At 65.0% G+C, this 25,491-nt stretch carries 26 protein-coding genes; 10 read left to right on the top strand and 16 right to left on the bottom strand.

Annotation, left to right across the window (positions count from 1 at the left end):
• Positions 1 to 189 precede the first annotated feature (189 nt).
• The gene (gene dnaJ / locus GR138_RS07635; protein ID WP_160858000.1) at positions 190 to 1,314 is read left to right on the top strand and encodes a molecular chaperone DnaJ; all 1,125 of its coding nucleotides are present in this window, start codon (positions 190 to 192) and stop codon (positions 1,312 to 1,314) included.
• A gap of 52 nt (positions 1,315 to 1,366) precedes the next feature.
• On the opposite strand, the gene GR138_RS07630 is transcribed toward dnaJ, so the two are convergent.
• A complete protein-coding gene (locus GR138_RS07630) occupies positions 1,367 to 1,603 on the bottom strand; it encodes a putative antibiotic biosynthesis monooxygenase (RefSeq protein WP_160857999.1) in 237 nt (78 codons plus the stop codon).
• 97 nt (positions 1,604 to 1,700) lie between these two features.
• Here GR138_RS07630 and GR138_RS07625 point away from each other — a divergent pair, with 97 nt between their 5' ends.
• Complete coding sequence (locus tag GR138_RS07625) at positions 1,701 to 2,312, top strand: TetR/AcrR family transcriptional regulator (RefSeq protein WP_160857998.1); 612 nt, start codon at positions 1,701 to 1,703, stop codon at positions 2,310 to 2,312.
• 18 nt (positions 2,313 to 2,330) lie between these two features.
• On the opposite strand, the gene GR138_RS07620 is transcribed toward GR138_RS07625, so the two are convergent.
• Positions 2,331 to 3,203 carry a methylated-DNA--[protein]-cysteine S-methyltransferase gene (locus GR138_RS07620; RefSeq protein WP_160857997.1) on the bottom strand — a complete coding sequence of 291 codons (873 nt, stop codon included), beginning with the start codon at positions 3,201 to 3,203 and terminating at the stop codon, positions 2,331 to 2,333.
• Positions 3,204 to 3,272: 69 nt separating this feature from the next.
• Positions 3,273 to 3,773 carry a DUF2244 domain-containing protein gene (locus tag GR138_RS07615; RefSeq protein ID WP_160857996.1) on the bottom strand — a complete coding sequence of 167 codons (501 nt, stop codon included), beginning with the start codon at positions 3,771 to 3,773 and terminating at the stop codon, positions 3,273 to 3,275.
• Between the two features lie 74 nt (positions 3,774 to 3,847).
• Here GR138_RS07615 and nth point away from each other — a divergent pair, with 74 nt between their 5' ends.
• On the top strand, positions 3,848 to 4,612 hold the full coding sequence (gene nth, locus GR138_RS07610; RefSeq protein ID WP_202402538.1) for an endonuclease III: 765 nt from the start codon (positions 3,848 to 3,850) through the stop codon (positions 4,610 to 4,612).
• Here nth and GR138_RS07605 read toward each other — a convergent pair.
• Positions 4,602 to 5,177 carry a TetR/AcrR family transcriptional regulator gene (locus GR138_RS07605; protein ID WP_160857994.1) on the bottom strand — a complete coding sequence of 192 codons (576 nt, stop codon included), beginning with the start codon at positions 5,175 to 5,177 and terminating at the stop codon, positions 4,602 to 4,604. The genes nth and GR138_RS07605 overlap by 11 nt on opposite strands.
• 83 nt (positions 5,178 to 5,260) lie before the next feature.
• Between GR138_RS07605 and GR138_RS07600 the strand changes: the two genes are divergently transcribed.
• Entirely contained in the window at positions 5,261 to 5,686 is a 426-nt protein-coding gene (locus GR138_RS07600) for a VOC family protein (RefSeq protein WP_160857993.1), read from the top strand.
• On the opposite strand, the gene GR138_RS07595 is transcribed toward GR138_RS07600, so the two are convergent.
• Positions 5,669 to 6,394 carry a sulfate transporter family protein gene (locus GR138_RS07595; protein WP_160857992.1) on the bottom strand — a complete coding sequence of 242 codons (726 nt, stop codon included), beginning with the start codon at positions 6,392 to 6,394 and terminating at the stop codon, positions 5,669 to 5,671. The two genes, GR138_RS07600 and GR138_RS07595, sit on opposite strands and share 18 nt — an antisense overlap.
• A 156-nt stretch (positions 6,395 to 6,550) precedes the next feature.
• On the opposite strand from GR138_RS07595, the gene GR138_RS07590 reads away from it, so the two are divergent.
• Positions 6,551 to 8,581 carry a methyl-accepting chemotaxis protein gene (locus tag GR138_RS07590; protein ID WP_160857991.1) on the top strand — a complete coding sequence of 677 codons (2,031 nt, stop codon included), beginning with the start codon at positions 6,551 to 6,553 and terminating at the stop codon, positions 8,579 to 8,581.
• Positions 8,582 to 8,713: 132 nt separating this feature from the next.
• Here the strand turns inward: GR138_RS07590 and GR138_RS07585 are convergent, their stop codons facing one another.
• Positions 8,714 to 9,775: a lysine-2,3-aminomutase-like protein gene (locus GR138_RS07585; protein ID WP_160857990.1), complete on the bottom strand. Its 1,062-nt coding sequence runs from the start codon at positions 9,773 to 9,775 to the stop codon at positions 8,714 to 8,716.
• On the bottom strand, positions 9,772 to 10,836 hold the full coding sequence (epmA, locus tag GR138_RS07580; protein WP_160857989.1) for an EF-P lysine aminoacylase EpmA: 1,065 nt from the start codon (positions 10,834 to 10,836) through the stop codon (positions 9,772 to 9,774). Before epmA ends, GR138_RS07585 begins: the two co-directional genes overlap by 4 nt.
• 150 nt (positions 10,837 to 10,986) lie before the next feature.
• On the opposite strand from epmA, the gene efp reads away from it, so the two are divergent.
• Positions 10,987 to 11,556: an elongation factor P gene (gene efp / locus GR138_RS07575; RefSeq protein ID WP_160857988.1), complete on the top strand. Its 570-nt coding sequence runs from the start codon at positions 10,987 to 10,989 to the stop codon at positions 11,554 to 11,556.
• 123 nt (positions 11,557 to 11,679) lie between these two features.
• Positions 11,680 to 12,672, top strand: coding sequence for an adenosine kinase (locus tag GR138_RS07570; RefSeq protein WP_160857987.1), 993 nt, complete (start codon positions 11,680 to 11,682; stop codon positions 12,670 to 12,672).
• Here GR138_RS07570 and GR138_RS07565 read toward each other — a convergent pair.
• Positions 12,665 to 13,204: an SH3 domain-containing protein gene (locus GR138_RS07565; protein WP_160857986.1), complete on the bottom strand. Its 540-nt coding sequence runs from the start codon at positions 13,202 to 13,204 to the stop codon at positions 12,665 to 12,667. The two genes, GR138_RS07570 and GR138_RS07565, sit on opposite strands and share 8 nt — an antisense overlap.
• Positions 13,205 to 13,384: 180 nt before the next feature.
• Between GR138_RS07565 and GR138_RS07560 the strand changes: the two genes are divergently transcribed.
• Positions 13,385 to 14,389: a 2-hydroxyacid dehydrogenase gene (locus GR138_RS07560; RefSeq protein ID WP_160857985.1), complete on the top strand. Its 1,005-nt coding sequence runs from the start codon at positions 13,385 to 13,387 to the stop codon at positions 14,387 to 14,389.
• Between the two features lie 181 nt (positions 14,390 to 14,570).
• Here the strand turns inward: GR138_RS07560 and GR138_RS07555 are convergent, their stop codons facing one another.
• Both GR138_RS07555 and recF read right to left on the bottom strand, forming a co-directional pair.
• Entirely contained in the window at positions 14,571 to 15,329 is a 759-nt protein-coding gene (locus tag GR138_RS07555) for a molybdopterin-synthase adenylyltransferase MoeB (protein ID WP_160857984.1), read from the bottom strand.
• Entirely contained in the window at positions 15,326 to 16,450 is a 1,125-nt protein-coding gene (gene recF, locus GR138_RS07550; protein WP_160857983.1) for a DNA replication/repair protein RecF, read from the bottom strand. The genes GR138_RS07555 and recF overlap by 4 nt, the downstream gene beginning before the upstream one ends.
• A 249-nt stretch (positions 16,451 to 16,699) precedes the next feature.
• On the opposite strand from recF, the gene GR138_RS07545 reads away from it, so the two are divergent.
• Positions 16,700 to 17,377 (top strand): HAD family hydrolase, encoded by a 678-nt coding sequence (locus GR138_RS07545; RefSeq protein ID WP_246200320.1) that lies wholly within the window; start codon positions 16,700 to 16,702, stop codon positions 17,375 to 17,377.
• A gap of 24 nt (positions 17,378 to 17,401) precedes the next feature.
• On the opposite strand, the gene GR138_RS07540 is transcribed toward GR138_RS07545, so the two are convergent.
• From GR138_RS07540 to mepA, 6 genes are all read right to left on the bottom strand, one after another.
• Positions 17,402 to 18,037: a 2,3-bisphosphoglycerate-dependent phosphoglycerate mutase gene (locus GR138_RS07540; RefSeq protein WP_160857982.1), complete on the bottom strand. Its 636-nt coding sequence runs from the start codon at positions 18,035 to 18,037 to the stop codon at positions 17,402 to 17,404.
• 25 nt (positions 18,038 to 18,062) lie between these two features.
• Positions 18,063 to 18,881, bottom strand: a complete 819-nt coding sequence (gene dapB / locus GR138_RS07535) for a 4-hydroxy-tetrahydrodipicolinate reductase (protein WP_160857981.1) — start codon at positions 18,879 to 18,881, stop codon at positions 18,063 to 18,065.
• A 17-nt stretch (positions 18,882 to 18,898) separates the two neighbouring features.
• Positions 18,899 to 20,692, bottom strand: coding sequence for an ABC transporter ATP-binding protein (locus GR138_RS07530; RefSeq protein ID WP_160857980.1), 1,794 nt, complete (start codon positions 20,690 to 20,692; stop codon positions 18,899 to 18,901).
• Between the two features lie 114 nt (positions 20,693 to 20,806).
• Positions 20,807 to 21,832 (bottom strand): glucokinase, encoded by a 1,026-nt coding sequence (locus tag GR138_RS07525; RefSeq protein WP_160857979.1) that lies wholly within the window; start codon positions 21,830 to 21,832, stop codon positions 20,807 to 20,809.
• A 63-nt stretch (positions 21,833 to 21,895) separates the two neighbouring features.
• Positions 21,896 to 22,276, bottom strand: a complete 381-nt coding sequence (locus GR138_RS07520) for a methylglyoxal synthase (protein WP_160857978.1) — start codon at positions 22,274 to 22,276, stop codon at positions 21,896 to 21,898.
• An 84-nt stretch (positions 22,277 to 22,360) separates the two neighbouring features.
• Positions 22,361 to 23,416: a penicillin-insensitive murein endopeptidase gene (gene mepA / locus GR138_RS07515; RefSeq protein WP_420853625.1), complete on the bottom strand. Its 1,056-nt coding sequence runs from the start codon at positions 23,414 to 23,416 to the stop codon at positions 22,361 to 22,363.
• 195 nt (positions 23,417 to 23,611) lie between these two features.
• Between mepA and GR138_RS07510 the strand changes: the two genes are divergently transcribed.
• Entirely contained in the window at positions 23,612 to 25,462 is a 1,851-nt protein-coding gene (locus GR138_RS07510; RefSeq protein WP_160857977.1) for an extracellular solute-binding protein, read from the top strand.
• Positions 25,463 to 25,491: the final 29 nt, after the last annotated feature.

The raw sequence follows: 25,491 nt of genomic DNA, 5'->3' as shown, positions 1-25,491 counted from the left end.
CAAGGGCGGAAGTCAGCGCGAAGGGAACAAGGCCAAGATGATCACGCCCGTTCTAAGCGGTGACGATGTCCTGGCTTTTCCTTCGCCCCGGCTTCCGCCTTTTGCATGCGCGAATTTCAAGCGCAGGCTAAGGCAAGCTTCCAGGTCCATAACAAGAAGACCGTTCCACTGAAACGGACGTGAACCCGAATGGCAAAAGCTGATTTTTACGAGACGCTGGGTGTCTCCAAGACCGCTGACGAGAAGGAGCTGAAGAGCGCCTTCCGCAAGATGGCGATGAAGTACCATCCGGACAAGAATCCGGGCGATGCCACGGCCGAGCAGACGTTCAAGAACGTCAACGAAGCCTATGAGACGCTGAAGGACCCGCAGAAACGCGCGGCCTACGACCGTTACGGCCACGCTGCCTTCGAGCAGGGCGGCATGGGCGGTGGTGGCGGCGGCTTCCAGGGCGGTGGCTTCTCCGACATCTTCGAGGACATCTTCGGCGAGATGATGGGTGGCGGGCGCCAGCGGCGCTCCTCCGGCGGGCGCGAGCGCGGCGGCGATCTGCGCTACAACATGGAAATCTCGCTGGAAGAGGCCTATGCCGGCAAGACCGCGCAGATCCGCGTGCCGACGTCCATTACCTGCGACGTCTGTACCGGCACCGGCGCCAAGCCCGGCACCAGCCCGAAGACCTGCGCCACCTGCCAGGGCTCCGGCCGCGTGCGGGCCGCCCAGGGCTTCTTCTCGATCGAGCGCACCTGCCCGACCTGCCACGGCCGCGGCCAGACCATCAGCGATCCCTGCACCAAGTGCCACGGCCATGGCCGCGTCACGGAAGAGCGTTCGCTGTCGGTCAACATTCCGGCCGGGATCGAGGATGGCACGCGCATCCGGCTTTCCGGTGAAGGCGAGGCGGGTGTTCGTGGTGGCCCGGCGGGCGATCTCTACATCTTCCTGTCGGTCAAGCCGCACGAGTTCTTCCAGCGTGATGGCGCGGATCTGTACTGCACCGTACCGATCTCGATGACCACGGCAGCGCTCGGCGGCACGTTCGACGTCGCGACGCTCGACAGCACGAAGTCGCGCGTCACGGTGCCGGAAGGCACGCAGGCCGGCCGTCAGTTCCGGCTGAAGGGCAAGGGCATGCCGGTGCTGCGCTCCGCGCAGGTCGGTGATCTCTATATCCAGATCCAGATCGAGACGCCGCAGAAACTGACCAAGCGCCAGCGCGAACTCTTGAAGGAATTCGAGGAGATTTCCTCGAAGGACAACAACCCGGAATCCGCCGGTTTCTTCGCGCGGATGAAGGAATTCTTCGAGGGCTGATCGCTGTCGGATTGTTCAAACAAAAGCCGGGGTGGAAACACCCCGGCTTTTTTCATGCGGCGCGCAGGATGAAATTTGCAAAGCGCTTCTGCACGAAGGGCGAAACGACGAAGACCATGGCGAACACCATGATCGGCGCGATGACCGCTGTGCGCTGCCAGATCGTCCAGCCTTCGGTGAGCGGCAGCACGATGTAGAGGATCGTGGTGATCAGCGGGTAGACGGGGACCAGCATGGCGAGCGCCAGGTGGAGTTTCGAGAGCTTGCGATTGGAAACGGACGTGGTCATGGGAGGAGCCTTATAGAACGGAACGTTTCGTTTATATAGAAACGAAACGTTCCGTTCAAGTACCTTTCATGGTAGAAGCGTGAAAAAGGAAAAGGCTATGACCGAGGCAGACATCAAACCGGCACGACGCTCCATCGGCGCCACGCGCAATCCGGCGAGCCAGGAGGCTATCCTGGTGGCGGCCGAAGCGGTGCTGGTTGAAAATGGGCTGAGCGGCTTCTCCATCGAAGCGGTCGCGCGCCGCGCCCGTGCCGGCAAGCCGACGATCTATCGCTGGTGGCCGTCCCAGGCGGCGCTCCTGCTCGATGTCTATCACAACCAGAAGCGCATCAACTTCATTTTCCCCGACACAGGCAATGTACACGACGACCTGCGCGCCTATCTTCACGGCCTCTTGCAAACCTGGCGGGAAGGCGCAAGCGGCGAGGTCTTCCGCTGCGTGGTGGCGAAGGCGCAGGAAGAACCTGCGGCGCTTACGGCGCTCTCCGCCTACATGGCCGGCCGGCGCCAGCAGAGCGGCAAGATCGTCGAGCGGGCGCAGGCGCGCGGCGAGGTTCGACCGGAGGTCAAGCCGGAGCTGGTCACCGAAATCCTGGCGAGCTTCGCCTGGGGCCGGCTGCTGACGGAGCGGCTGAACGTCTCCGAGGAGGAGGTCGATGCCGTGGTCGATGCGGTGCTTGGCGGTATTCTGGCCAAGCCCGCAACCTGAGTTGGCTTGGCCCGCGTATCAGGCCTTGCCCGATTCCCAGCCCAGCATCGCGCGCTTGCGCGTCAGGCCCCAATGGTAGCCGGTGAGCGCGCCGCTTTTGCCGAGCGCCCGGTGGCAGGGCACCACGAAGGAAATCGGATTGCGCCCGACGGCGGCGCCCACGGCGCGGGATGCGGTCGGCTGGCCGAGCTTTTCGGCGATCGACGAATAGGTGACGGCGCAGCCCATGGGGATGCGCAACAGCGCCTCCCAGACGCGGACCTGGAAATCCGAACCGATCAGCACGATGCGAAGCGGCTCCTTCGGGTCCCAGCGTTTCGGGTCGAAGATGCGCGACGCATAGGGCGCAGTTGCCTCGCGGTCCTCGACATAGTGTGCGTTCGGCCAGCGCGAGGACATGTCCTCGAAGGCATCCATGCCATCCGCTTCGTCGGTGAAGGCAAGGCCGGCAAGGCCGCGATCGGTGATCATGACGAGCGCCTGGCCGAAGGGGGAGGGATGCAGGCCGTAGCGGATCGTCAGGCCCGCGCCGCGCGCCTTCCATTCGCCGGGCGACATGGCCTCGTGCGTGACGAAGAGATCGTGCAGGCGGCTCGGGCCGGAAAGGCCGACCTCGAAACTGGTTTCGAGCAGCGGCAGCTCTTCCTGGCGCAACAGGCGCTTGGCATGGTCGAGCGTCACGGCCTGCAGGAACGCCTTCGGTGACAGCCCCGCCCAGCGCGTAAAAGTCTTCTGCAACTGCGTCGGCGACTGGTCGAGCCGGCCGGCAATGTCGTCGAGACCCGGCTGGTCGCGATAGTCTTCGGTGATCAGCTCGATGACCCGGCGGACGGTCGCATAGTCGTCGCCCTCGGGCGTGATGTCGTTTTGCAAAGTCGCGGCAATGTTCATTGGTCTTCTCCTGTGCCGCCAGAAAAGCACGCTCGAGGCGTACTCGCCACCCGATTCCTGCCAGACAGGCTAGTAACCGCGTTTGACCCGCGCGAGCGCCCCGGAAAAGGCCGAGGCGAAACGCTCGCGGTCATCGGGTGGCAGGAAGGTGCCGACATCGGTTTCCCGGCCGTTGCCGCTGACATGCATGGCGGTGATGCCGATCTTCGGCTTGCGCGAGACGAGGAAGCGCGCCCAGAACGGGTTGAAGACGTGTTCCGTTTCCTTGCCGGAGGGGCTGATCTTGCGCACGGAAATATTGGTGCGCGAGAGCGAGACGACCTCGCGCGCCCGGGCCGCCCGGTTGTTCAGCCAGAAGGCGCCGATGAGGATGCCGAAATCGAGGCCGAAGAACAGCATGACCGGCCAGGCACCGGAAATCAGGAAGACGGCCATATGGGCAAGGGTGAGAACGCCCGCGATGACGAAGAATATGCGATGCCCGTTCCGTCCCAGCGACCGGTACGGGTGGAGTTCTGCGGAAAAGACCGGCAGGTCGTTCATCGTCATGTCGGCGTTGCCTTGCGTCATCGCTGACGATTATAGAGCATGTTGCGCGAAAGTGTGCAGCGGTTTTGCGATAACAAATGCGGCAACAGAGCATCATGGAAAACGGGAAGATCAAAACGAAAGCGCCCTCCGCATCGCCGCGCCGCAAGGCCCCGGCGCGGCCGAAGAGCCTCTATTCGCAGGACGAGCTGAAGGAGATCTTCCGGCGCTTCTCCATCCAGCGGCCCGAGCCGAAGGGCGAGCTGGAACACGTCAATCCCTTCACGCTCGTCGTTGCCGTCGCACTCTCCGCGCAGGCGACGGATGCCGGCGTCAACAAGGCGACGCGCGCGCTCTTTGCCATTGCCGATACGCCGGAAAAGATGCTGGCGCTCGGCGAGGAGAAGGTCCGAGACTACATCAAGACGATCGGGCTCTACCGCAACAAGGCGAAGAACGTCATCGCACTCAGCCAGATGCTCGTCGATCGTTTCGGCAGCGAAGTGCCGCGCACCCGCGAGGAGCTGATCCTGCTGCCGGGCGTCGGCCGCAAGACGGCGAATGTCGTGCTCTCCATGGCCTTCGGGCAGGCGACGATGGCGGTCGACACGCATATCTTCCGCATCGCCAATCGCCTGCTGCTGGCCCCCGGCAAGACGCCGGACGAGGTGGAGGACCGGCTGATCCGCATCATCCCGGACGAATATCTCTACCACGCGCACCACTGGCTGATCCTGCACGGACGATACTGCTGCAAGGCGCGCAAGCCGGAATGCGAGCGTTGCGTCATCGCCGACCTCTGTCGGTCGCCGGAAAAGACCTGCGACGTGCCCGCACCCCTGGTTGAACTGCCGGCGCAGCTCTTCGGCCCTACGCCCTGACGAGCCCGTCGAGCAGGCCGGCGATTGCCTTTTCGTAGATCGCGCGATCCGCGCCGGTCTCGATGGCGATCGCCGCGCGGTCGAAGGCGGCGGAGAGCATGTCCGTCAGTGCCTGGAGCGTTGCGGCTCCCGCAGCCGCACCGAGAAAGTTGGAAAGCCCTGTCTTGAGCGTGCTCTCGGTATTCTCCCGGTCGATCGCGACCACACTCTCCAGACCGAGCACCGCCGGCGCCTCCAGCAGCAGCAGACGCGTGCGGCCCGCTATCGCCATGGCGTCGAAATAGGCGGAAGCGCCAAGCAGCAGCGCTTGCCGTGGCGAGGCGCCCTTGAGCGCGACGCCCTCGATATGTACGGCCACCGCCTCGCCCTCGCGCTCGAGCACGGCGCGAAAAAGCGCTTTCTTGTCCTCGAAGTGATGGTAGAGCGCGCCCCGCGTCACGCCTGCCTCCGCCACGATGTCGGGCGTCGCCGTCTCCGCATAGCCCTTTTCCACGAAGAGCCGCCGTGCCGCCTCGATCAGGGCAAGGCGCGTCGCCTCGGTGCGTTCCTTGTTGCTGCGTGCCATTTTTGCCTTTACATACAAACTGTCTGTATGTTAATTGATAGAAACATGCAGACTGTATGTTTATTTTCAAGAAAGGGAAAGAGATGAAAACGACCAGCTACTATCCCGTGATCATGACCGACGACGTGGCCGGCACCGCCGCCTTCTACAAGAGCCATTTCAGGTTCGAAGCGCTGTTCGACAGCGGCTGGTACATCCACCTTCAGTCGAAGGAGGACGAGAAGGTGACCCTTGCCGTGCTCGACGGCAGTCACGGGACGATCCCGGCGGTCGGCCGCGGCAAGGTCTCCGGACTGCTCCTGAACTTCGAGGTGGAGGATGTCGATACCGTATACGCTGCCGCGCGCGCCGCCGGCCTGCCGATCCTGCTCGACCTGCGCGACGAGGATTTTGGCCAGCGTCATTTCATCACCGCCGATCCGAACGGCGTGCTGATCGACGTCATCAAGCCGATCCCGCCGAAGGGCGAGTATGTCGCTCTCTATGAGGCATCAGTTCTGCCGCAGTGAGAAGCCCGGATCCTTGCGGCTCAAGGCCTTGTGGAGGTGCACCATGAGGCCGGCGGCAAACAGCGGCGTCAGCAGGTTGACGATCGGGATGGCGAGGAACGCGGCGACGAGCAGGCCGGCGAGAAGAACCGTGGATGCGTGTTTGGCCCGAAACAGCCGTGCTTCCGCAGGTGTGCGGTAGCGCATCGCCGCGAACTCGAAGAACTCCCGGCCGAGCAGGTAGCCGTTGACCAGGAAGAAGGCGATGAGGTTGACGCCGGGAATGAACAGCAGGAACAGCGCGATGAGGTTGCCGAGGATGACGATGCCGAGGAACTTGACCGAGCCGGCAATCGCCTGCCCGAGCGGCAAGGCGGTCCCCGGCGCCTCCGTCGCATAGTCGCGCTTCTCGATGACCTCGGCCACATCGTCGAGGAAGAAGCCGGCGATGATGGCCGTCACCGGCGCCAGCAGCAGGGCAAGGCCGAGCGCCAGCCCGAGGCTCGCGATGATGCCGAAGATGAAGGTGAGCCAGCCCGCCCATTCCGGCAGGTCGGGCATTACCGTCCCCTGCAGCCACGGCCAGGCGAAGGCGATGAAACTCTCCCGCAGGCCGAACCAGATGACGACGAGGGCGAGAAGCGTGAGCCCGATGACCTTCCAGAAGACGCCGCGCGTCTCGGGAGCGAAGAGATTGGCGAGCGAGCGCCGTGCGGCATCGAAGATCATCAAGAAACTCCTGTTCGTTGTCGCATGTAGGGTGTGGAAAAGCGCCCGGCAAGGCAGGAGGTTATGGCCGTGCATTAAGCCGGCGTTAAACGACCGCTCCTAGACTTTCGCGTACACGCACGACGCCGTGCGGCGCCAGAAAATCAGGGAACTGTTATGCGCAACGTCCGGATCAGCAGGCTTCTGCCCGCGCTCTTCGTCCTCATGGTCATCCTGGGGGCGCTGCAAGGTGCCGTCGCCTTCCGCTCGCTCTCGACGATGACCGGCCATATCGAGCGGATCGGCGCGGAGCGCATGCCGCAGATGAGCAGCATCCTGCAACTGAGCCACGCCTTCTCCGAACTCAACGCAACTTACTCAGAACACCTGCTGTCGATGGATCCGGACGAGATCGGCCGCATCGAAGCGCGCATCAAGGAGCGCGCCGATGCCTTTGCCGGCATGGTCGATGGTTACGGCGCCGCCAACAGCGGCGATGCGGCGACGGTCGCGGAAGTCGACAGCATCAAGGCGACGTTGAAGACCTATATCGACGAATCCGCCAAACTCATCCAGTTCTCCGCCATCGCCGCCAAGGGCCCGGCGCTGGAAGTCTACAAGGGGCCGATGCAGGCGAGCGCCGATGCGATCACCGCCTCGCTCAACGATCTCGTCGCCCGTACCCAGAAAATTACCGAAGAGACGATCCTTGCCGCGCGCGGGGAAGAAGGCTCGGCCTTCGCCTTGACCTGGGCGTCGCTCGCCGTCGCCATGGGTATCGCCATCGCCGCGATCTTTCTGGTCAACCGCCGCGTGGTCAAACCGCTGAACGGCCTGGGGGCTGCGATGAAGCGCCTGGCCGGTGGCGACGCAACGGTCACCATCCCGCACGCCGACCGCACCGACGAAATCGGCGAGATGGCCGGCACCGTTGCCATCTTCCGCGACAACGCCGCCGAGCGGCAGCGCCTGGAGCGCCAGGGCGAGGACGACCGCCGTCGGGCGGACGGCGAGCGCCAGGCGCGCGAGGCGGAGCGCACCCGCGACAGCGGCCGCGTGCAGGAGGCCGTTTCGAGCCTTGCCGATGCGCTCGGCAAGCTTGCCGCCGGCGACATGACCTGCCGCATCGAGCAGCCCTTCGATGGTGATCTCGACCGGTTGCGTGACGATTTCAACGCCTCGGTCTCGCGCCTCAGTGATGCGCTGCGCGAGGTCGGCGAGAATGCAAGGGCGATCGACGCCGGCGCCAGCCAGATCCGTGCCGCCGCCGATGACCTGTCGCGCCGCACCGAGCAGCAGGCGGCGTCCGTCGAGGAGACGGCCGCAGCCCTCGAACAGATCACCACGACCGTCAAGGATTCGACCAAGCGCGCCGAAGAGGCCGGAGCCCTCGTCGGCCGCACCCGCTCGGGCGCCGAAAAATCCGGCGAGATCGTGCGTCGCGCCGTTTCGGCCATGCAGGAAATCGAAAAGTCGTCGAGCGAGATCACCAGCATCATCGGCGTCATCGACGACATCGCCTTCCAGACGAACCTGCTGGCACTGAATGCCGGCGTGGAAGCGGCGCGCGCGGGCGAGGCCGGCAAGGGGTTTGCCGTCGTCGCACAGGAAGTGCGCGAGCTTGCCCAGCGCTCGGCAAAGGCCGCCAAGGAAATCAAGACGCTGATCAACACCTCCGGCGAACAGGTGCGCACCGGCGTATCGCTCGTCGGCGAGACGGGCCGTTCGCTCCAGACCATCGTCGGCGAGGTGCAGGAGATCAACAGCCACGTGCAGGCGATCGTCGAGGCCGCCCGCGAACAGTCGACCGGCCTTCAGGAAATCAACACTGCCGTCAACACGATGGATCAGGGCACGCAGAAAAATGCCGCCATGGTCGAGGAGACGACGGCGGCAAGCCACGGTCTCGCGTCGGAAGTGCACGCGCTGAACGCGCTGATCGGCCGCTTCAACGTCGGCGGCAGCACGGCGGCCGGTCACAGCCGGCAGGCCCCCCACCTCCATGTCGTGCCCTCCGCCCCGGTGGCCCCGCCCATTGCCCCGGCGCCGGCACTTGTCCGCAAGTCGTCCGGCCAGTGGAACGTCAAGCCGGCCGGCAGCGGCGCGCGCCCGGTCAGTTCGCCCGCACTCGCCCTCAGCGAAAAGCTGGCCGGTGCCTTGGGCGTACGCCAGGACAAGGGGCCGGACGGCGATTGGGAAGAGTTTTGAGATGGAAACCTCTCCCTCCGTCATGGTCGGGCTTGATCCGACCATCCACGCCAACGGTGCCGCATGGATCCTCGGGTCGAGCCCGAGGATGACGGCTGAGTGTCGGGCAAGGCTTGGACCTCCGCTTCGGCGCTAAGCCTGGCCGTCCTCCGGCGGATAAACATGCGTGGTGCCGCGGAAATCGCGCACACGAAAACAGCCGTTGTCCGCTTCCTCGACAGCACGTGAATCCGCCCGCACCTTGCCGTGCCCGCCGGGAATGTCGAGGATATAGGTCGGCTGGCAGAGGCCGGAGACGCGGCCGCGGAGGCTTTCGACCAGCGTCCTACCTTCGGCGAGTGTCAGGCGGAAATGCGACGTGCCCGGCGCGAGATCCGGATGATGCAGGTAATAGGGTTTGATGCGGTTCTCGACGAAGGTGCGCATCAGGTCCGCCAGCACGTCCGCGTCGTCGTTGATGCCCTTCAAAAGCACCGTCTGGCTGATCATCACCAGTCCGCTCTCGACGATCCGGGCGATGGCGGCGCGGGCCTCCGGCGTGAACTCGCGCGGGTGGTTGGCGTGGAGCGCCACATAGGTCGTCTTGCCGGAGGCCTTCAGCGCCGCCACGAGAGCCGCATCGATGCGCGCGGGATCGACCACGGGCACGCGGGTATGGAAACGCACGATCTTCACATGGGGAATGGCCGCAAGCCGTTCCATGATCGCCTGCAGCCGGCGCGGGGAGAGCACGAGCGGGTCGCCGCCGGTCAGGATCACCTCCCAGATTTCCGGGCGTTCGGCGATATAGGCGATCGCCGCATCGAGCGCCTTTGCCGACAGCGTGCCAAGCCCCTCCGGCCCGACCATTTCGCGGCGGAAGCAGAAGCGGCAATAGACCGGGCAGACATGCACGGCTTTCAAAAGCACGCGATCCGGGTAACGGTGCACGATGCCCTCGACGGGGCTGTGTGCGAGATCGCCGATCGGGTCGGCGCGTTCCTCCGGCAGCGTCACCAGTTCGGCGGCATCGGGAAGGAACTGGCGGGCGATCGGGTCGAGCGGATCGGTGGCATCCATCAAGGAGACCAGCGACGGCGTGACGGCGACGGCATAGCGCTCGGCAACGGCGGCCGTCTCGGCGCGCTTGGTCTCGGCAATGAGGCCGGCGTCGACGAGTTCCGCCACCGTCGTCAGGCTGCGTGCCGCCGTCATGGCGCCGTCTCCACGACGGGTGCCCAGATCACCTGGTCGATGCGCGACGCGCCGGTTGCCAGCATCACCAGCCGGTCGAAGCCGAGCGCGATGCCGCTCGCCTCGGGCATGACAGCAAGGGCGGCCAAAAAATCCTCGTCGAGCGGATAGGTCTCGCCATAGACGCGGGCCTTCTCAGCCATTTCCAGCTCGAAGCGCCGGCGCTGCTCGGCGGCGTCCGTCAGTTCGCCGAAGGCATTGGCCAGTTCCACGCCGCAGGCATAGAGTTCGAACCGCTCGGCAACACGCCGGTCATGCGGCGCCGGCCGCGCGAGGGCGGCTTCCGCCACCGGATATTCGCAGAGAAAGGTGGCGCGGCCGAAGCCGAGGTCCGGCTCCACCTTTTCCACCAGCACCCGGCTGAACAGGTCGGCCCAGGTATCGTCCTCAGCAACGCGCAGACCGGCCGCCTGCATGGCGGAAGCCAGATGCTGCCGGTCCGTCGTGCCATCCGGATGGATCGATGCAAGGAGGTCGATGCCCGCGTGACGCTGGAAGGCGTCGGCCACGGTCAGCCGTTCCGGCACCTGCCTGGGATCGCAGACAGCACCGCGATAGGTGAGCATGGAAACGCCCGCGACTTCGGCGGCAAGCGCCAGCATCTCGGCGCAATCGGCCATCAGCGCGTCATAGGTCTCGCCGGCGCGATACCATTCCAGCATGGTGAATTCCGGGTGGTGCAGCGGCCCGCGCTCGCGGTTGCGATAGACATGGGCGAAGCAGGCGATGCGCGGCTCGCCGGCGGCGAGGATCTTCTTGCAGGCGAATTCCGGCGAGGTGTGCAGGTAAAGCGGCGTCTCGGCGCCGGAATGGCCGATGGCGGCCGTCTGGAAGGCGTGCAGATGCGCCTCGTTGCCGGGCGAGACCTGCAGCGTCGCCGTGTCCACCTCGACAAAATCGCGGGCCGCAAACCAGCCGCGCAACGCCGCCTGGATGCGGTTGCGGGCCATCAGGAACGGCCGGCGGTCGGCATGGACGTCGGGCGTCCACCAGGGCGAGGGTCTTTGGCGTGTGGCGCTCATGTGACAGGTTTCTTCGGCCATGCCGGCGGTGAGACTGGTGTTTTGCCGGAATATAGGATAGTTGCGGCCCCGAATACGCTTTTTCAGCGTCCGGGAAGGCGTCTCAGACGGTCCTCTACGACGCGATCCATCCAGTTACAAGGAAGACTTATGGTAAAGATCATCGCCTCTTCCGTCCGCAAGGGCAATGTCCTCGAGGTCGAAGGCAAGCTCTATGTCGTGCTGACGGCGCAGAACTTCCACCCGGGCAAGGGCACGCCGGTCACCCAGGTCGACATGCGCCGCATCTCCGATGGCGTGAAGGTCTCCGAACGCTACCGCACGACCGAGCAGGTCGAGCGCGCCTTCGTGGAAGATCGCGAGCACAACTTCCTCTACGAGGATGGTGAAGGCTACCACTTCATGAACCCGGAGAGCTACGACCAGCTCACCATGTCGGTCGAAGACATCGGCGATCTGAAGGCCTACCTGCAGGAAGGCATGACGGTCATCCTGTCGGTGCATGAAGGCGTCGCGATCGCCATCGACCTGCCGCGTCACGTCACGCTCGAGATCATGGAGACCGAGCCGGTCGTCAAGGGCCAGACGGCGTCGTCCTCCTACAAGCCGGCGATCCTGTCGAACGGCGTGCGCACGCTGGTGCCGCCGCACATTTCGGCCGGTACGCGCGTCGTCATCGCGACGGAAGACGGTTCCTACGTGGAACGCGCCAAGGATTGATTTGCCGAACGGCAAACCCTGAAGCCGCCCGCCGGACACGGCGCGGCGGCTTTTTTCTTTCAACTTGCGGAAAATCCGTTAAGACCACATCCCGGCTCTTACCGAACTGAGACGGGATCCCGCATGACCAAATTTGACGTGCTGACGGTTGGCAATGCCATCGTCGACATCATCGCGCGCTGCGACGAAAACTTCATCACGGACAACGGCATCATCAAGGGTGCGATGAACCTCATCGACGCCGAACGTGCCGAACTGCTCTATTCCCGCATGGGACCCGCGCTCGAGGCTTCCGGCGGCAGCGCTGGCAACACCGCCTCCGGCGTCGCAAGCTTCGGTGGCAAGGCTGCCTATTTCGGCAAGATCGCCAACGACCAGCTCGGCGACATTTTCATTCACGATATCCGCGCCCAGGGCGTGCATTTCGAAACGAAGCCGCTCGCCGGCCCCCCGCCGACCGCCCGCTCGATGATCTTCGTCACGCCCGATGGCGAGCGCTCGATGAACACCTATCTCGGCGCCTGCGTCGAGCTGGGACCGGAGGATGTCGAAGAGCAGGTCGTGGCCGAGGCCAAGGTCACCTATTTCGAAGGTTATCTGTGGGATCCGCCGCGCGCCAAGGATGCGATCCGCGAATGCGCCCGCATCGCCCACGCCCATGGCCGCAAAGTGTCGATGACGCTCTCCGACAGTTTCTGCGTAAACCGCTATCGCGGCGAATTCCTCGACCTCATGCGCTCCGGCACCGTCGACATCGTCTTTGCCAACAAGGCGGAAGCCCTGGCGCTTTACGAGACGGAGGATTTCGAGGAGGCGCTGACCCGCATCGCCAAGGATTGCCGTCTGGCAGCGGTGACGATGAGCGAGGAAGGCTCCGTCGTCCTGACGAAGGGCGAGCGCACCAAGGTGGATGCCATCCGTATTCCGAGCGTCGTCGATACCACGGGTGCGGGCGATCTCTATGCCGCCGGTTTCCTCTACGGCTACACGGCGGGCCGCTCGCTTGCCGATTGCGGCAAGCTCGGCAGCCTTGCCGCCGGTTTGGTCATCCAGCAGGTCGGTCCCCGTCCGCTGCTGTCGCTGGCGGACGAGGCGAAGAAGGTCGGCCTTATTTGAAAGCCTCGCCCGGATAGGCGCCCCAGATCTCGTTCTGCGAGACCCAGCCCGCCGTGCCGTCCACTTCGGCACGGCACCAGTCGCCGTTGCATTCGCCGACCTTGACGACGACGCCAGGCTGGATTTTGGCAATAAGCGTCGAATTCGGCATGCCCTCGCGGCGCATGTTCACATAGATGTCTTCGCCCTTGCCGCGCATCCAAGGCGCGGTCACGGCGGTGCGCTCGCCCGACAGCAGCGCCTGGTTGACCCAGCCTTCCGTGCCGTCGGCATCGCGGATGCGGCGCCAATTGTCATATTCCTGGATGATCTCGACCGGAACGCCGGACTTCAGATAGCGCCAGGCCACTGCATAATCGACGCTCGGGCCGACGCGCAGATTGACGCTCTTTGCCTTGAGGCTGACGAAGCGGGGCAGCGGCAGGCCGCTCGGCCCCTTGGCCGCCTGGGCATGGGCGGACTGGAGGCCCGCGACCGAAACGATGATGCCGGCAAGAGCGGCGAGACTGAGACGCACGACAAGGTTACGCATGGAACATCCGCACAAATGAATGAGGGCATCGGGTCGCCATGCCGGTCAGCGGTGGCAAATCGCGGGGACCGCACGATGGGCGGATTGTCTTCGCGACCGGGTCTGGTAGAAAATGCCCCTGATGAAGCAATCCTTGCCCAACTTGGTTAAGGACCCGTCAACAGGACGCCGGAACATCCCATGACCCAGAAGAAAAAACCGAAGGTCTATATCACCCGCCGCCTGCCCGAGGTCGTAGAGACCCGGATGCGCGAACTGTTCGACGCGGAACTCAACATCGACGACACGCCGCGCAGCCAGCCGGAGCTGGTCGCCGCCGTCAAATCGGCCGACGTGCTGGTGCCGACGCTGACGGACCGGATCGACGCCGCGCTCATCGAGCAGGCCGGACCGCAGCTGAAATTGATCGCCTGCTTTTCCAATGGCGTCGACAATGTCGATGTCGAGGCGGCCGCCCGGCGCGGCATCACCGTCACCAACACGCCGAACGTGCTGACCGAAGATACGGCCGACATGACGATGGCGCTGATTCTTGCCGCCCCTCGCAGGCTTGCGGAAGGTGCGCGCATCCTGACGGACCGCAAGGGCGAATGGGCCGGCTGGTCGCCGACCTGGATGCTTGGCCGGCGCATCTGGGGCAAGCGCCTCGGCATCGTCGGCATGGGCCGCATCGGTACCGCCGTCGCCAAGCGCGCCAAGGCCTTCGGCCTCTCCATCCATTACCACAATCGCCACCGCGTGCGCCCGGACACCGAAGACGCGCTGGAAGCGACCTATTGGGACAGCCTCGACCAGATGCTCGCCCGCGTCGACATCGTCTCGGTCAACTGCCCCTCGACGCCGGCGACCTACCACCTGCTCTCGGCCCGTCGGCTCGAGCTGATGCAGCCGTCGAGCTATATCGTCAACACGGCGCGCGGCGGTATCATCGACGAGACGGCGCTGATCAAGTGCCTGCGCGAAGGCAAGATCGCTGGCGCCGGCCTCGACGTGTTCGAGAACGAGCCGGCGGTCAATCCCAAGCTCCTGAAACTCGCCGCCGAGGGCAAGGTCGTGCTGCTGCCGCATATGAGCTCGGCGACGCTCGAAGGCCGCGTCGACATGGGCGAGAAGGTGGTGATCAACATCCGCACCTTCTTCGACGGCCACCGCCCGCCGGATCGCGTGCTGCCGAGCCGGGTCTAGCGAGACGTTTGCATGGGACGCAACTCCCTTCTCCCCCACGGGGAGAAGGTGGCCCGAAGGGTCGGATGAGGGGGTGGCGCGCCAAGCAAGCCGATATGCCTGCGATATCCCCCTCATCCCGCTGCCGCGACCTTCTCCCCGCGGGGGGGAAGGGGCAGGAAGGACCGTCTCGTCGTAAGAACTAACCCTTCCGCCGCCGGTACTTCAGCGTCTCGAACCGTGCGGCGAGGCCGTCATACAGCATCAGGCGGCCCACCAGTGGCTCTCCGGCGCCGGTGACGAGCTTGATGACCTCCATCGCCATCAAGGTGCCGATGACGCCGGTCAGCGCGCCGACGATGCCGGCTTCCGCGCAGGCCGGTACGACGCCCGGGGGCGGGGCGGAGGGGAAGAGGTCGCGGTAGCCGGGATTGAGGGCGCCATCCGCGCCGGCCTCGTAGGGCTTCAGCACGGTCAGCGAGCCATCGAACCGGCCGACGGCGCCGGTGACGAGCGGAATGCGCGCGGTTTCTGCGGCATCGGCGGAGAGATAGCGCGTGTCGAAATTGTCAGAACCGTCGACGAGCAGATCGTATCCGGCAAGCAATGACGCCGCGTTCTCCGCCGTCAGCCGTTCCGCGATGCCGGAGAAACGCACATGCGGGTTGAGGCGGGTGACAGCGGTCTCGGCGCTGGCGATCTTCGCCATGCCGATGCCGGCCGTGTCGTGGATGATCTGGCGCTGGAGATTGGACAGCGACACCGTGTCGTCGTCGGTAACGCCGAGATGGCCGATGCCGGCGGCGGCGAGATACTGGATGACGGGGGCGCCGAGGCCACCGGCGCCGATCACCAGCACGTTCGCCTGCTTGAGCTTCTGCTGGCCTGCACCGCCGATTTCGGCAAGCACGATATGGCGGCGGTAGCGGTCGATTTCGTCGGCGCTGAGGGGATCGGTCATGTCACAATGCCTCCGTTCGAGACGGTGAGAAACTGCGCGCGCTCGCCGAGCGCGTCGAACATCGACCGGTCGGTGCCGGTCATGAAGGCCTGGCCGCCGAGCGCGTCGACCCGGTCGAACAGGGCGGCGCGCCGGCCCTCGTCGAGATGGGCGGCGATCTCGTCGAGCAGCAGCACCGGCGCATGGCCCGTCATGCCGCCGACGAGGCCGGCATGGGCGAGGATAAGACCGACGAGCAGCGCCTTCTGCTCGCCCGTGGAGCAGCGCTCCGCCTCCATGTCCTTCTCGCGGTGGCGAATGAGCAGGTCGGCGCGGTGCGGACCGTCCAGCGTGCGGCCGGCCGCCGCGTCGCGGTAGCGCCCGCTCTGCAGCATGTCGAGATAGATGTCCTCGATCTCGTAGGCCGGCCGCTGCCATTCCTCGTCGAGAAAGCCGGACAGCCGCATGGTGGCGGAGGGGAACGGTCCGTCATCGCGTGCCGCTTCCACCAAACCAGAAATGAGGCCGACGAGTTCATGGCGGGCATGCGCCATGGCGATGCCCAGTTCGGCCATCTGCTTTTCCAGCGCCGTCAGCCAGGCGGGATCCGGCCGTGGTTCGGAAAGCAGCCGGTTGCGGCCGCGCATCGCTTTCTCGAAATCCGCCGCGCGCCGGCCGTGTTCGGGATCGAGCGACAGCACGAGCCGGTCGAGGAAACGGCGGCGATCGGCGGAGGGACCGGTGAACAGGCCGTCCATGGAGGGTGTCAGCCACACGACGCGCAGGTGATCGAGCAACTCGTCGACGGTGCGGGCCGGCGTGCCGTTCAGCCGCAGTTTTCGCGCCTGACCCTCGTCGCCGCCTTCCGTGCCGGTGCCGATATCGACCTCGTCCATCATGCCGTCGACCGTCGCGAAGATGGTGAAGCCGGCTTCGGCGCCGGCGCGCACGACGTCGCCATAGGCGGCGCGGCGCAGGCCACGGCCGGGCGAGAGCAGCGAGACCGCTTCCATCAGGTTCGTCTTGCCCGCACCATTCTGTCCGGTCAGCACGACGTGCCGGCCGTCGAGCGGCAGCGACAGGCCCGCATAGTTGCGGAAATCCGTGAGCTTGAGGCGGGAGAGCGAAACCTTGTGCGGCATGGGGCCAGAGCTAGAGCATTTTTCCGCCAAGGGGAATCACCGCCGGCGCATAAATCGGGCAACAACAGAAAGATGCGGCAACCCGTTGAGGCCGCGTCCCGCATAGATGGGGGTTGTGCAGGGCGAAGGCAAATGCCGTTCGGCAGACACGATGGCGTGAGAGCGGTTGCCTGTGCGGCCGGGAGGGGGTAATCGAAAGGCCCGCCAGCGCGTTCCGCATCCTCCCCTTCAAGCCCGCAGGTCCTTGCCTTGTCTTCTTCCGCTCGTCCCGTCTTCGACCGCTCCTTCTCCGCCTTCCTCTTCGACATGGACGGCACGATCATCAACTCCATTCCGGCGACGGAACGGGTGTGGACCAATTGGGCGCTGAAGCACGGCCTCGACGTCGCGACCTTCCTGCCGACCATGCACGGCGTGCGCGGCATCGACACGATCACGCGGCTTGGCCTGCCGGGCGTCGACCCGGTGGCGGAGGCAAAGGAGGTCGAACAGCAGGAGATGGACGATGTCGAAGGCATCGTGCCGATTTCCGGCGCGATCGATTTTCTGAAGTCGCTTCCGGCCGGCCGCTGGGGCATCGTCACCTCCGCGCCCGTGGCGCTCGCCCGTCGCCGCCTCGCGGCAACCGGCATCCCGCTGCCCGAGGTGATCGTGACGGCCGATGACGTGACCAAGGGCAAGCCCGCGCCGGATGGCTACCGGCTGGGTGCGCAGAGGCTCGGGTTTGATTCGGCCGATTGCCTGGTTTTCGAAGACGTCCCGGCCGGTATTCTGGCCGGCGAGGGCGCGGGCGCCCATGTCGTCGTCATGACAGCGACGCATCATCACCCGATCGAAACGGGCCATCCGCTTCTGAAGAACTATGACGGCGTGAGTGTCGAGCAACAGGCCGACGGCACGCTGAAGCTGCTGCGCGCCGCAGGCTGAGCCACGGCGCGCGCGTTTCGAGGGTTAGTGCGCGCCCGACATGTCGCCGAGCACGTCCTTCGACGCGACGGTGGAATCGGCGTTCAGCGTGTAGACCATCGGCACGCCGGTCGCGAGGTTGAGCTTCAGGATCTCTTCCTTCGACAGCTTGTCGAGCACCATGACGAGCGAGCGCAGCGAATTGCCGTGCGCAGCGACCAGCACCTTCTCGCCGCGCAACACGCGCGGCAGGATTTCCGTCAGGTAGTACGGCCAGACGCGGGCGCCCGTGTCGCGCAGGCTCTCGCCGCCCGGCGGGGGAATGTCGTAGGAACGGCGCCAGATATGGACCTGCTCCTCGCCCCATTTTTCGCGGGCATCGTCCTTGTTGAGGCCGGAAAGGTCGCCGTAGTCGCGCTCGTTCAGCGCCTGGTCGCGGATCGTCTCGAGGCCCTGCTGGCCGATCTCGTCGAGAATGAGCGTCAGTGTCTTCTGGGCGCGGGAGAGGTCCGACGTGAAGGCGATGTCGAACTTGATGCCGGTCTCGGCGATCGCCTTGCCGCCGGTCTTGGCTTCCTCGACACCGAGCGCCGTCAGGTCCGGGTCACGCCAGCCGGTGAAAAGGTTCTTCAGGTTCCATTCGCTCTGGCCGTGGCGAACAAGGACGAGGGTTCCGCTCATATGGTCTGTCTCCCAGTGGTGAATTTCAGTTGAGCCCGAGCACGTCGAGCATGGAATAGAGGCCGGGCTTCTTGTCGCGTGCCCACAGTGCCGCCTGCACTGCGCCGCGTGCGAAGATCGATCGGTCGGTCGCGCTGTGCGACAGCGTCACCATTTCGCCTTCGCCGGCAAGCATCACCGAGTGGTCGCCGATGACCGAGCCGCCGCGCAGCGTGGCAAAGCCGATCGTCCCGGCGGGGCGCGGGCCGGTATGGCCGTCGCGCACGCGCACGGAGTTTTCCGCAAGCGAGATCCCACGGCCCTTGGCGGCGGCATTGCCGAGCAGCAGCGCGGTGCCGGAGGGGGCGTCGACCTTGTGCTTGTGGTGCATTTCCAGCACCTCGATGTCCCAGTTATCAGGGCCGAGCGCCCGCGCGGCGGTTTCCGTCAGCACGCCGAGCAGGTTGACGCCGAGGCTCATATTGCCGGACTTGACGATGCGGGCATGGCGCGCGGCAGCCTTGATCTTCTCGTCGTCCGCCGCCGAGCAGCCGGTGGTGCCGATCACATGCACGATACGCGCCTGCGCGGCGAGGCCGGAAAATTCGATGGAGGCTGCCGGCGCGGTGAAGTCGAGCACGCCTTCCGCCGCGACGAAGGCTTCGAGCGGCTTGTCGGTGATCTTGACGCCGATCGGGCCAAGGCCGGCAAGTTCGCCGGCATCGCGGCCGACAAAGGGCGAGCCCTCGCGTTCGATCGCCGCAAAGACCTCCGCGCCCTCGATGGCGTGGATCGTCCGGATCAGCGTCTGGCCCATGCGGCCCGCAGCCCCCACGACGACCAGCTTCATTGCGTTGCCGCTCATTGTCCCGTCCCTACTGTCTATTTGTCCGTGCTGCCGGCCGGCGCCTGGAGGCTGTTGAGGCGAGCGTAAAGGCCGTTATCGCGGCCTGCAAGCGCCTCATGCGTGCCCTCTTCGGCGACCTGGCCGTCCTGCATCACGATGATCTTGTCGGCGCGCACGACGGTCGACAGCCGGTGCGCGATGACGACGACGGTGCGCCCGCTCATCGCTTCGTCCAGCGCCTTCTGCACGGCCTGCTCCGATTCGGTGTCGAGCGCGGATGTCGCTTCGTCGAGCAGCAGGATCGGCGCATTGCGCACCAGCGCGCGGGCGATCGACAGCCGCTGGCGCTGGCCGCCGGAGAGCGTCACGCCGTTTTCGCCGACGGGCGTGTCATAACCGAGCGGCTGGGCAAGGATGAAGTCGTGCGCATAGGCGTGGCGCGCGGCCTCCTCGATGTCGGCGTCCGTCGCATCCGGGCGTCCATAGCGGATATTGTCGCGGATCGTGCCCTCGAACAGATAGGGCTGCTGCGATACATAGGCGATGGCATTGCGCAGCGATTGCTTGGTGACATGGGCGATGTCCTGCCCGTCGATCAGGATCTCGCCCTCTACCGGATCATAGAAGCGCGGAATGAGATTGATCACCGTCGACTTGCCGGCGCCGGACGGGCCGACCAGCGCCGTCGTCTTGCCGCCCTCGGCGGTGAAGCTCACGCCCTTCAGGATCGTCTCGGTTTCCGAGTAGCCGAAGCGCACATTCTGGAAGGCGACCGTCGCATCGGAGATGGCGAGTGGCTTGGCATCGGCACGGTCGGCCTGGCGCGGCTGCAGGTCGAGGATCTCGTAGATCATCCGCGCGTTCACGACGGCGCGCTCCATCGAGACCTGCAGGCGGGCAAGGCGCTTGGCCGGGTCATAGGCCATCAGCAGGGCCGTGACGAAGGAGAAGAAGGCGCCCGGCAGCACGCCGCCATAGATCGAACGATAGGCCGCGTAGGCGAGCACGCCGGAAATGGCAAAGCCGGCGAAGGTTTCCGTCATCGGCGCAGTGCGTTCGGTCAGCCGCGCGATGCGGTTGGAGCGGCTCTCGGCCCGGCCGATAATGTCCTCGACCTTGGTCTTGAGCTGGCCCTCCATTGTGAAGGCCTTGACGATGGCGATGCCCTGGATGGTCTCCTGCATGGCGCCGAGAACGTGGCTGTTCAGCTCCACGGATTCGCGCGTCGCGCTGCGCAGGCGCCTGGAGACGTAACGCAGGCCGATGATCAGCGGCGGGGCGATGACGAAGACGATCAGCGTCAGCAGCCAGTCCTTGGAGATCATCACGCCGATGAGGGCGACAAGCGTTAGGAAGTCGCGGGCAACGGAGGTCACCGTCATGTTGAGCACGTCGCGGATGCCCGTGACGTTCTGGCTGATCTGCGCGGCGAGATAGGCCGAGCGCGCCTCGTTGAAGAAGCCCACGCTGAGCGCCATCAGGTGCGAGAAAAGCCGGCGCTGGTAACGCGCGACGATGTTGTTGCCGATCTTCGACAGGATGACGGCCTGGTAATAGGTCGCGAAGCCGCGCAGCACGAAGGCGATGAAGATCGAGACGCAAATGATGGCGACGAGGTCGGCGCGCTTGTTGGCGAATGCCTCGTTGACGACGGCTTCCATGATCCAGGCGGTAAAGCCGGTCGTGCCGGCAACCACGGCCAGGCAGAGGATGGCGATCACATAACCACGGACGTGCTCGCGGCCATTTTCGGCGATGATGCGCTTGAGCACGGTGGCGACGGTGTCGGAGCTGACATGGGGGCGCTCGGTGCGACTCTTATCGGCCAATAATCTGACTTTCCTGCACGGTCTCGACCGGCATGCGCCGGTCTGTTGGCCGCTCTATAGGACGCTGGTTCTCCTTTGGCGAGTCCGTGGCGCCGTGAAGCGCCGTCCGGCGCCTCACCTTTTCCAGTGGCGTCCCTCGGTTGCAACACCAAAACGGTCCGGCATGCGCGCGAAGGCGGCAAGGCCGGCGAGTGCCGCGACCGGGTGCGTGACCACATAGGTCGGGATCGATTTCAACAGCGCGCTGTGCGGCGCCTTGTCCTCGAAGGCGGCGCGGAACTCCGGTCCGCGCAGCGCGGGCAGGATTTTCTGCGAGATGCCACCGGCAAGGAACACGCCGCCTTTCGCCATGAAGATCATCGCCATGTCGCCGGCCACGCGGCCGAGATAGGTCGAAAACAGCGAGACGGTCTCGATCGCCGCGCGGTCCGCCTGCGCTAAGGCCTTCGCGGTCACGTCGGCGGGGGTTTCCAATGGCGCATCGATGCCATCGGCTGCCGAGACGGCATGGTAGATGTTCATGATGCCGCGGCCGCACAGCAGCTGTTCGGCGGAGATGCGGCCCTCGATCGGCTCGAGGAACGGCCAGATCTGGTAGTCACGCTCGCTGCGCGGGCCGACATCCACATGGCCGCCTTCGCCGGGAACCGGAAACCAGGTGTGGCGGGCATGCACGAGGCCGGCGACGCCAAGCCCGGTGCCGGGGCCGAGCACGGCGCGCGAGGCGGCGCTGCGCTCGATGCCGGGGCCGATCTTTTCCCGGTCGCTCTCGTCGAGCGAGGCGGTGGCAAGCGCCTGCGCCTCGAAGTCGTTGACCAAGAGCACGTCCTCGAAGCCGAGATTGGCGATCATGTCGCGCGGCCGCACCACCCAGGGGCAATTGGTCAAGGGCACCTCGTCGCCCTCGATCGGGCCGGCCAGCGCCAGGATCGCCGAGCGCGGCTGGACCGAGCTTTTGTCGAGAATGCACTGCTGGAGCGCGTCGTCGATATTGGCAAAATCGGCGGTCTGGACGATCGGGAACTGTTTCGGCTCGGCAAAGACATCGACCAGCAGCGCGAAGCGCGCATTGGTGCCGCCGATATCGCCGACGAGGATGGGGAAGGGGAGGTTCGTTTCGTTGTCGCCCGGTCGTGCCATCAAGCTGTCCCGTTCTTTCGCGTGGATGTGCTGCTTTTCGCCTATCTGCGGCAGAGGTTGCCGTCAATCGCCGGCAAAGTCGAGCAGGTGTTCGGCCGTTGCCCGGTTCAGCGCCATCGGAATGTCATAGACGATGGCCAGCCGCATCAGCGCCTTGACGTCCACATCGTGCGGCATGGGGGTGAGCGGATCGACGAAGAAGATCAGGAGATCGACCTCGCCGGTCGCGATCAGCGCGCCGATCTGCTGGTCGCCGCCGAGCGGGCCGCTTTTCAGCCGGGTCACGTCGAGGCTGGGGCAGGCCTCCAGCACCCTTCCGCCGGTCGTGCCGGTGGCAAAGATCTTCGCCTGCGCCAGAACCGCCTCGTTCTGCAGCGCGAAGGCCGCCATGTCGTCCTTCTTCTCGTCATGCGCGATGAGCGCGATGCATTTCTGGCGCGACATAGGCGGTTCCCGATGATTTTTAAATCGATTTGAACGCCTTATACAAAAGCGGCGGAGCCTTGAAAAGCCCCGCCGCCGGATGGCTTACTGAAACGGACGCGGAATCGGGATCGGCACGATGGCCGGCAGCGCGGTGTCGGCCGCGATGACCGATTCGATCGTGCGGCCTGCGCTCTCGCCGCCGCCGCTGGAAAAGGCGAGCGCCGTCGAGGTGCCGCCATTGCCCTGGTAGGTCACTTCCTGCTCGGAGGCCGGCGAGGGGCCGGCAAGCACCGCGCTGCACGCCTTCGGCAGGTTCGCGAGCGTGAGGTACCAGGGCTTGACCGGCTTGGCATCCTTCTTCGGCTTGGGCTTCGCCCATGGTTCCTTGGTGAACCACCAGTCGAGCGAGGCGTCGCAGCCGTCGCCGGCCGCCACCTTCGCCTGCGGCTTGCAGCCGGCCGCGCCTTCCGGGCACTTGATGCGGATGTGGAAGTGTTCGTCATGGCCATAGATCGGCCGCACCTTGCCGAGCAGCGAGCGGTCGCCCTGCCAGGTGTCGCAGAGCTTCCTCTTGATCGCCGGATTGACGAAGACGCGCTCGACCTGCGGATAGCTCGCCGCCTTCATGACGAGACGGGCGTGGGTGGAGGTCCAGCGGCGCGAATCGACCGTCAGGAACTTGCTCTTGTCGAGCATGGACGTGAAGGGCAGTTCGTCGCGTTCCTGGGCGGAAAGCCGGCGGTCGGGCATCGGCGTGAACCAGATGTCGGCATCGAGGCCAACCTGATGCGAGGCGTGGCCCGACAGCATAGGTCCGCCGCGCGGCTGCGAGATATCGCCGAGCAACAGCCCCGGCCAGCCCAGTTTCTGCGCGTCCTGGGAAAACTCCTCCAGAAGCGCGATCATCTGCGGATGACCCCAGCGCCGGTTGCGCGACAGCCGCATCGCCTGCCAGGCCGGGCCGTCCGTCGGGATCGCCACCGCACCCGCAATACAGCCCTTGGCATAGGAGCCATAGGAGGCCGTCGCCATCTTGGCCGGCAGCCGTTTCGCCCCGAAAAGCTCCTTGGCGGGTCGCTCCTCGGCAGCCAGTGGCTGGGCAAGCGCCGTCAGCGCAAGGCCGGCGGCGATCAGGCAGGTGGTCAGGCGGGAAATCAGGGGATGCACGGGCAGTATCCGGTCTTGGTGGCGCAATCGTTGCGAAAGGTTAAAGGATCATCCTTTCGCGGAAGTGAATCGATGGCCCGAATAGGCGCGACAAAAACCGCCGCTTTGATGGCAGGCCTGTCATTTGCCCGGATTTTGCCTATTCTCTGCTGCAAGCTCCGGCAAAATGACTGAAAGGGAATTGGCATGCACTCAGCCTTCGGGAGAACCTTGTTCACGGCGGCGCTGGCTTTATCGCTGGCGGTCGCGACCGGCACGAAGGCCCAGGAGACGAAAGAGCCGGTCTGGCGCAGCGGCGTCTCGACGATCGGCGAGCTGAAACGCCCCAACGGCTTCGAACGCTTTGACTACGTCAATGCCGATGCGCCGAAGGGCGGCGAGCTGAAACTGTCCGAAACCGGCACCTACGACACGTTCAACCCGATCCTTTCCAAGGGCGAGGCGGCGACCGGCGTCACGTCGCTCGTCTTCGATACGCTCTTGAAATCCGCCGAGGACGAGGTCACCGCCTCCTACGGGCTGCTCGCCGAGGGCGTCTCCTATCCCGACGACTTTTCCTCCGCGACATTCCGGCTGCGTCCCGAAGCGAAATGGGCGGACGGCCAGCCGGTGACGGCGGAAGACGTCATCTTCTCCTTCGAGAAGTCGAAGGAGCACAACCCCCTTCTCTCGAACTACTATCGCCATGTGATCTCAGCCGAAAAGACCGGCGAACGCGATGTCACCTTCCGCTTCGACGAGAAGAACAATCGCGAACTGCCGAACATTCTCGGCCAGTTCCCCATCGTGCCGAAGCATTGGTGGGAGGGCCAGGACGCGAAGGGCAACAAGCGCGATATCAGCAAGAGCACGCTGGAACCGGTCATGGGCTCGGGCCCGTACAAGATCGCCTCGTTCCAGGCCGGCGGCTCGATCCGCTTCGAATTGCGCGACGACTATTGGGGCAAGGACGTCAACGTGAATGTCGGCCAGAACAATTTCGGCACGATCACCTACACGTTCTTCGGCGACAAGAGCGTCGAGTTCGAAGCCTTCCGCGGCGGCAATGTCGACTTCTACCGCGACGGCAGTGCCAGCAACTGGGCGACCCGATACGATTTTCCGGCCGTGAAGGATGGCCGCGTGGTGCGCGAGGAGATCGAGAACCCGCTGCGCGCCACAGGCATCATGCAGGCCTTCGTGCCGAACCTGCGACGCGAAAAATTCAAGGACCAGAAGGTGCGTGAGGCGATGAACTACGCCTTCGATTTCGAGGACCTGAACAAAACCCTCGCGTATAACGCCTACCAGCGTGTCGACAGCTATTTCTGGAACACCGAGCTTGCCTCCAAGGGCCTGCCCGAAGGCCGTGAGAAGGAGATCCTGGAAGAGCTGAAGGATAAGGTTCCTGCCGCGGTCTTTACCACGCCCTACACGAACCCCGTGAACGGCGACCCGCAGAAGGTCCGCGACAACCTGCGCAAGGCGATCGGGCTCTTCAGGGAGGCCGGTTATGAGCTGAAGGGCAACAAGCTGGTGAATGCCAAGACCGGCGAACCTTTCGCTTTCGAGATCCTTCTGTCCAGCCCGTCCTTCGAGCGAACGGTCGCGCCTTTCGTGGCGAGCCTGAAGAAAATCGGCATCGACGCCCGCATGCGCACCGTCGACGCCTCGCAATATACCAATCGTGTCAGAAGCTTCGACTATGACATGATCTACGGCATCTGGGCGCAGACGCTGGTGCCCGGCAACGAGCAGAGCGACTATTGGGGCTCCGCCTCTGTCGACCAGCAGGGCTCGAAGAACTATGCGGGCATTTCCGATCCGGCAATCGACGAACTGATCCGCAAGATCATCTTCGCGCCGACCCGGGACGAGCTGATTGCGACCACGCGCGCTCTCGACCGGGTGCTTTTGGCGCATCACTATGTCGTGCCGCTGTTCTACTCCAAGGCCCAGCGTATCGCCTACTGGAATCACCTCGTGCGCCCTGCGGAACTGCCCTATTACGGCCTGGGCTTTCCGGATGTCTGGTGGTCGAAAAATGCTGCGAAATGAGCCGGGGCTTGCGCCGTGCGGCGTCCTCG

It is taken from the genome of Shinella kummerowiae (assembly GCF_009827055.1).
GTDB classification, from domain to species: Bacteria; Pseudomonadota; Alphaproteobacteria; order Rhizobiales; family Rhizobiaceae; genus Shinella; species Shinella kummerowiae.
This window is presented reverse-complemented; position numbering and strand designations above follow the sequence as displayed.

Coding starts and splice junctions, on each gene's coding strand:
- GR138_RS07565 (WP_160857986.1), bottom strand. CDS start 13,204: ATGCGTAACCTTGTCGTGCGTCTCAGTCTCGCCGCTCTTGCCGGCATC.
- GR138_RS07620 (WP_160857997.1), bottom strand. CDS start 3,203: ATGAACATTGCCGCGACTTTGCAAAACGACATCACGCCCGAGGGCGAC.
- GR138_RS07605 (WP_160857994.1), bottom strand. CDS start 5,177: ATGGCACGCAGCAACAAGGAACGCACCGAGGCGACGCGCCTTGCCCTG.
- recF (WP_160857983.1), bottom strand. CDS start 16,450: ATGCCGCACAAGGTTTCGCTCTCCCGCCTCAAGCTCACGGATTTCCGC.
- GR138_RS07585 (WP_160857990.1), bottom strand. CDS start 9,775: ATGACGGCGGCACGCAGCCTGACGACGGTGGCGGAACTCGTCGACGCC.
- GR138_RS07520 (WP_160857978.1), bottom strand. CDS start 22,276: ATGTCGCGCCAGAAATGCATCGCGCTCATCGCGCATGACGAGAAGAAG.
- GR138_RS07570 (WP_160857987.1), top strand. CDS start 11,680: ATGACCAAATTTGACGTGCTGACGGTTGGCAATGCCATCGTCGACATC.
- GR138_RS07590 (WP_160857991.1), top strand. CDS start 6,551: ATGCGCAACGTCCGGATCAGCAGGCTTCTGCCCGCGCTCTTCGTCCTC.
- GR138_RS07510 (WP_160857977.1), top strand. CDS start 23,612: ATGCACTCAGCCTTCGGGAGAACCTTGTTCACGGCGGCGCTGGCTTTA.
- nth (WP_202402538.1), top strand. CDS start 3,848: ATGGAAAACGGGAAGATCAAAACGAAAGCGCCCTCCGCATCGCCGCGC.
- dnaJ (WP_160858000.1), top strand. CDS start 190: ATGGCAAAAGCTGATTTTTACGAGACGCTGGGTGTCTCCAAGACCGCT.
- GR138_RS07600 (WP_160857993.1), top strand. CDS start 5,261: ATGAAAACGACCAGCTACTATCCCGTGATCATGACCGACGACGTGGCC.
- GR138_RS07525 (WP_160857979.1), bottom strand. CDS start 21,832: ATGGCACGACCGGGCGACAACGAAACGAACCTCCCCTTCCCCATCCTC.
- epmA (WP_160857989.1), bottom strand. CDS start 10,836: ATGAGCGCCACACGCCAAAGACCCTCGCCCTGGTGGACGCCCGACGTC.
- GR138_RS07560 (WP_160857985.1), top strand. CDS start 13,385: ATGACCCAGAAGAAAAAACCGAAGGTCTATATCACCCGCCGCCTGCCC.
- efp (WP_160857988.1), top strand. CDS start 10,987: ATGGTAAAGATCATCGCCTCTTCCGTCCGCAAGGGCAATGTCCTCGAG.
- GR138_RS07615 (WP_160857996.1), bottom strand. CDS start 3,773: ATGACGCAAGGCAACGCCGACATGACGATGAACGACCTGCCGGTCTTT.
- GR138_RS07595 (WP_160857992.1), bottom strand. CDS start 6,394: ATGATCTTCGATGCCGCACGGCGCTCGCTCGCCAATCTCTTCGCTCCC.
- GR138_RS07540 (WP_160857982.1), bottom strand. CDS start 18,037: ATGAGCGGAACCCTCGTCCTTGTTCGCCACGGCCAGAGCGAATGGAAC.
- GR138_RS07555 (WP_160857984.1), bottom strand. CDS start 15,329: ATGACCGATCCCCTCAGCGCCGACGAAATCGACCGCTACCGCCGCCAT.
- GR138_RS07625 (WP_160857998.1), top strand. CDS start 1,701: ATGACCGAGGCAGACATCAAACCGGCACGACGCTCCATCGGCGCCACG.
- GR138_RS07630 (WP_160857999.1), bottom strand. CDS start 1,603: ATGACCACGTCCGTTTCCAATCGCAAGCTCTCGAAACTCCACCTGGCG.
- dapB (WP_160857981.1), bottom strand. CDS start 18,881: ATGAGCGGCAACGCAATGAAGCTGGTCGTCGTGGGGGCTGCGGGCCGC.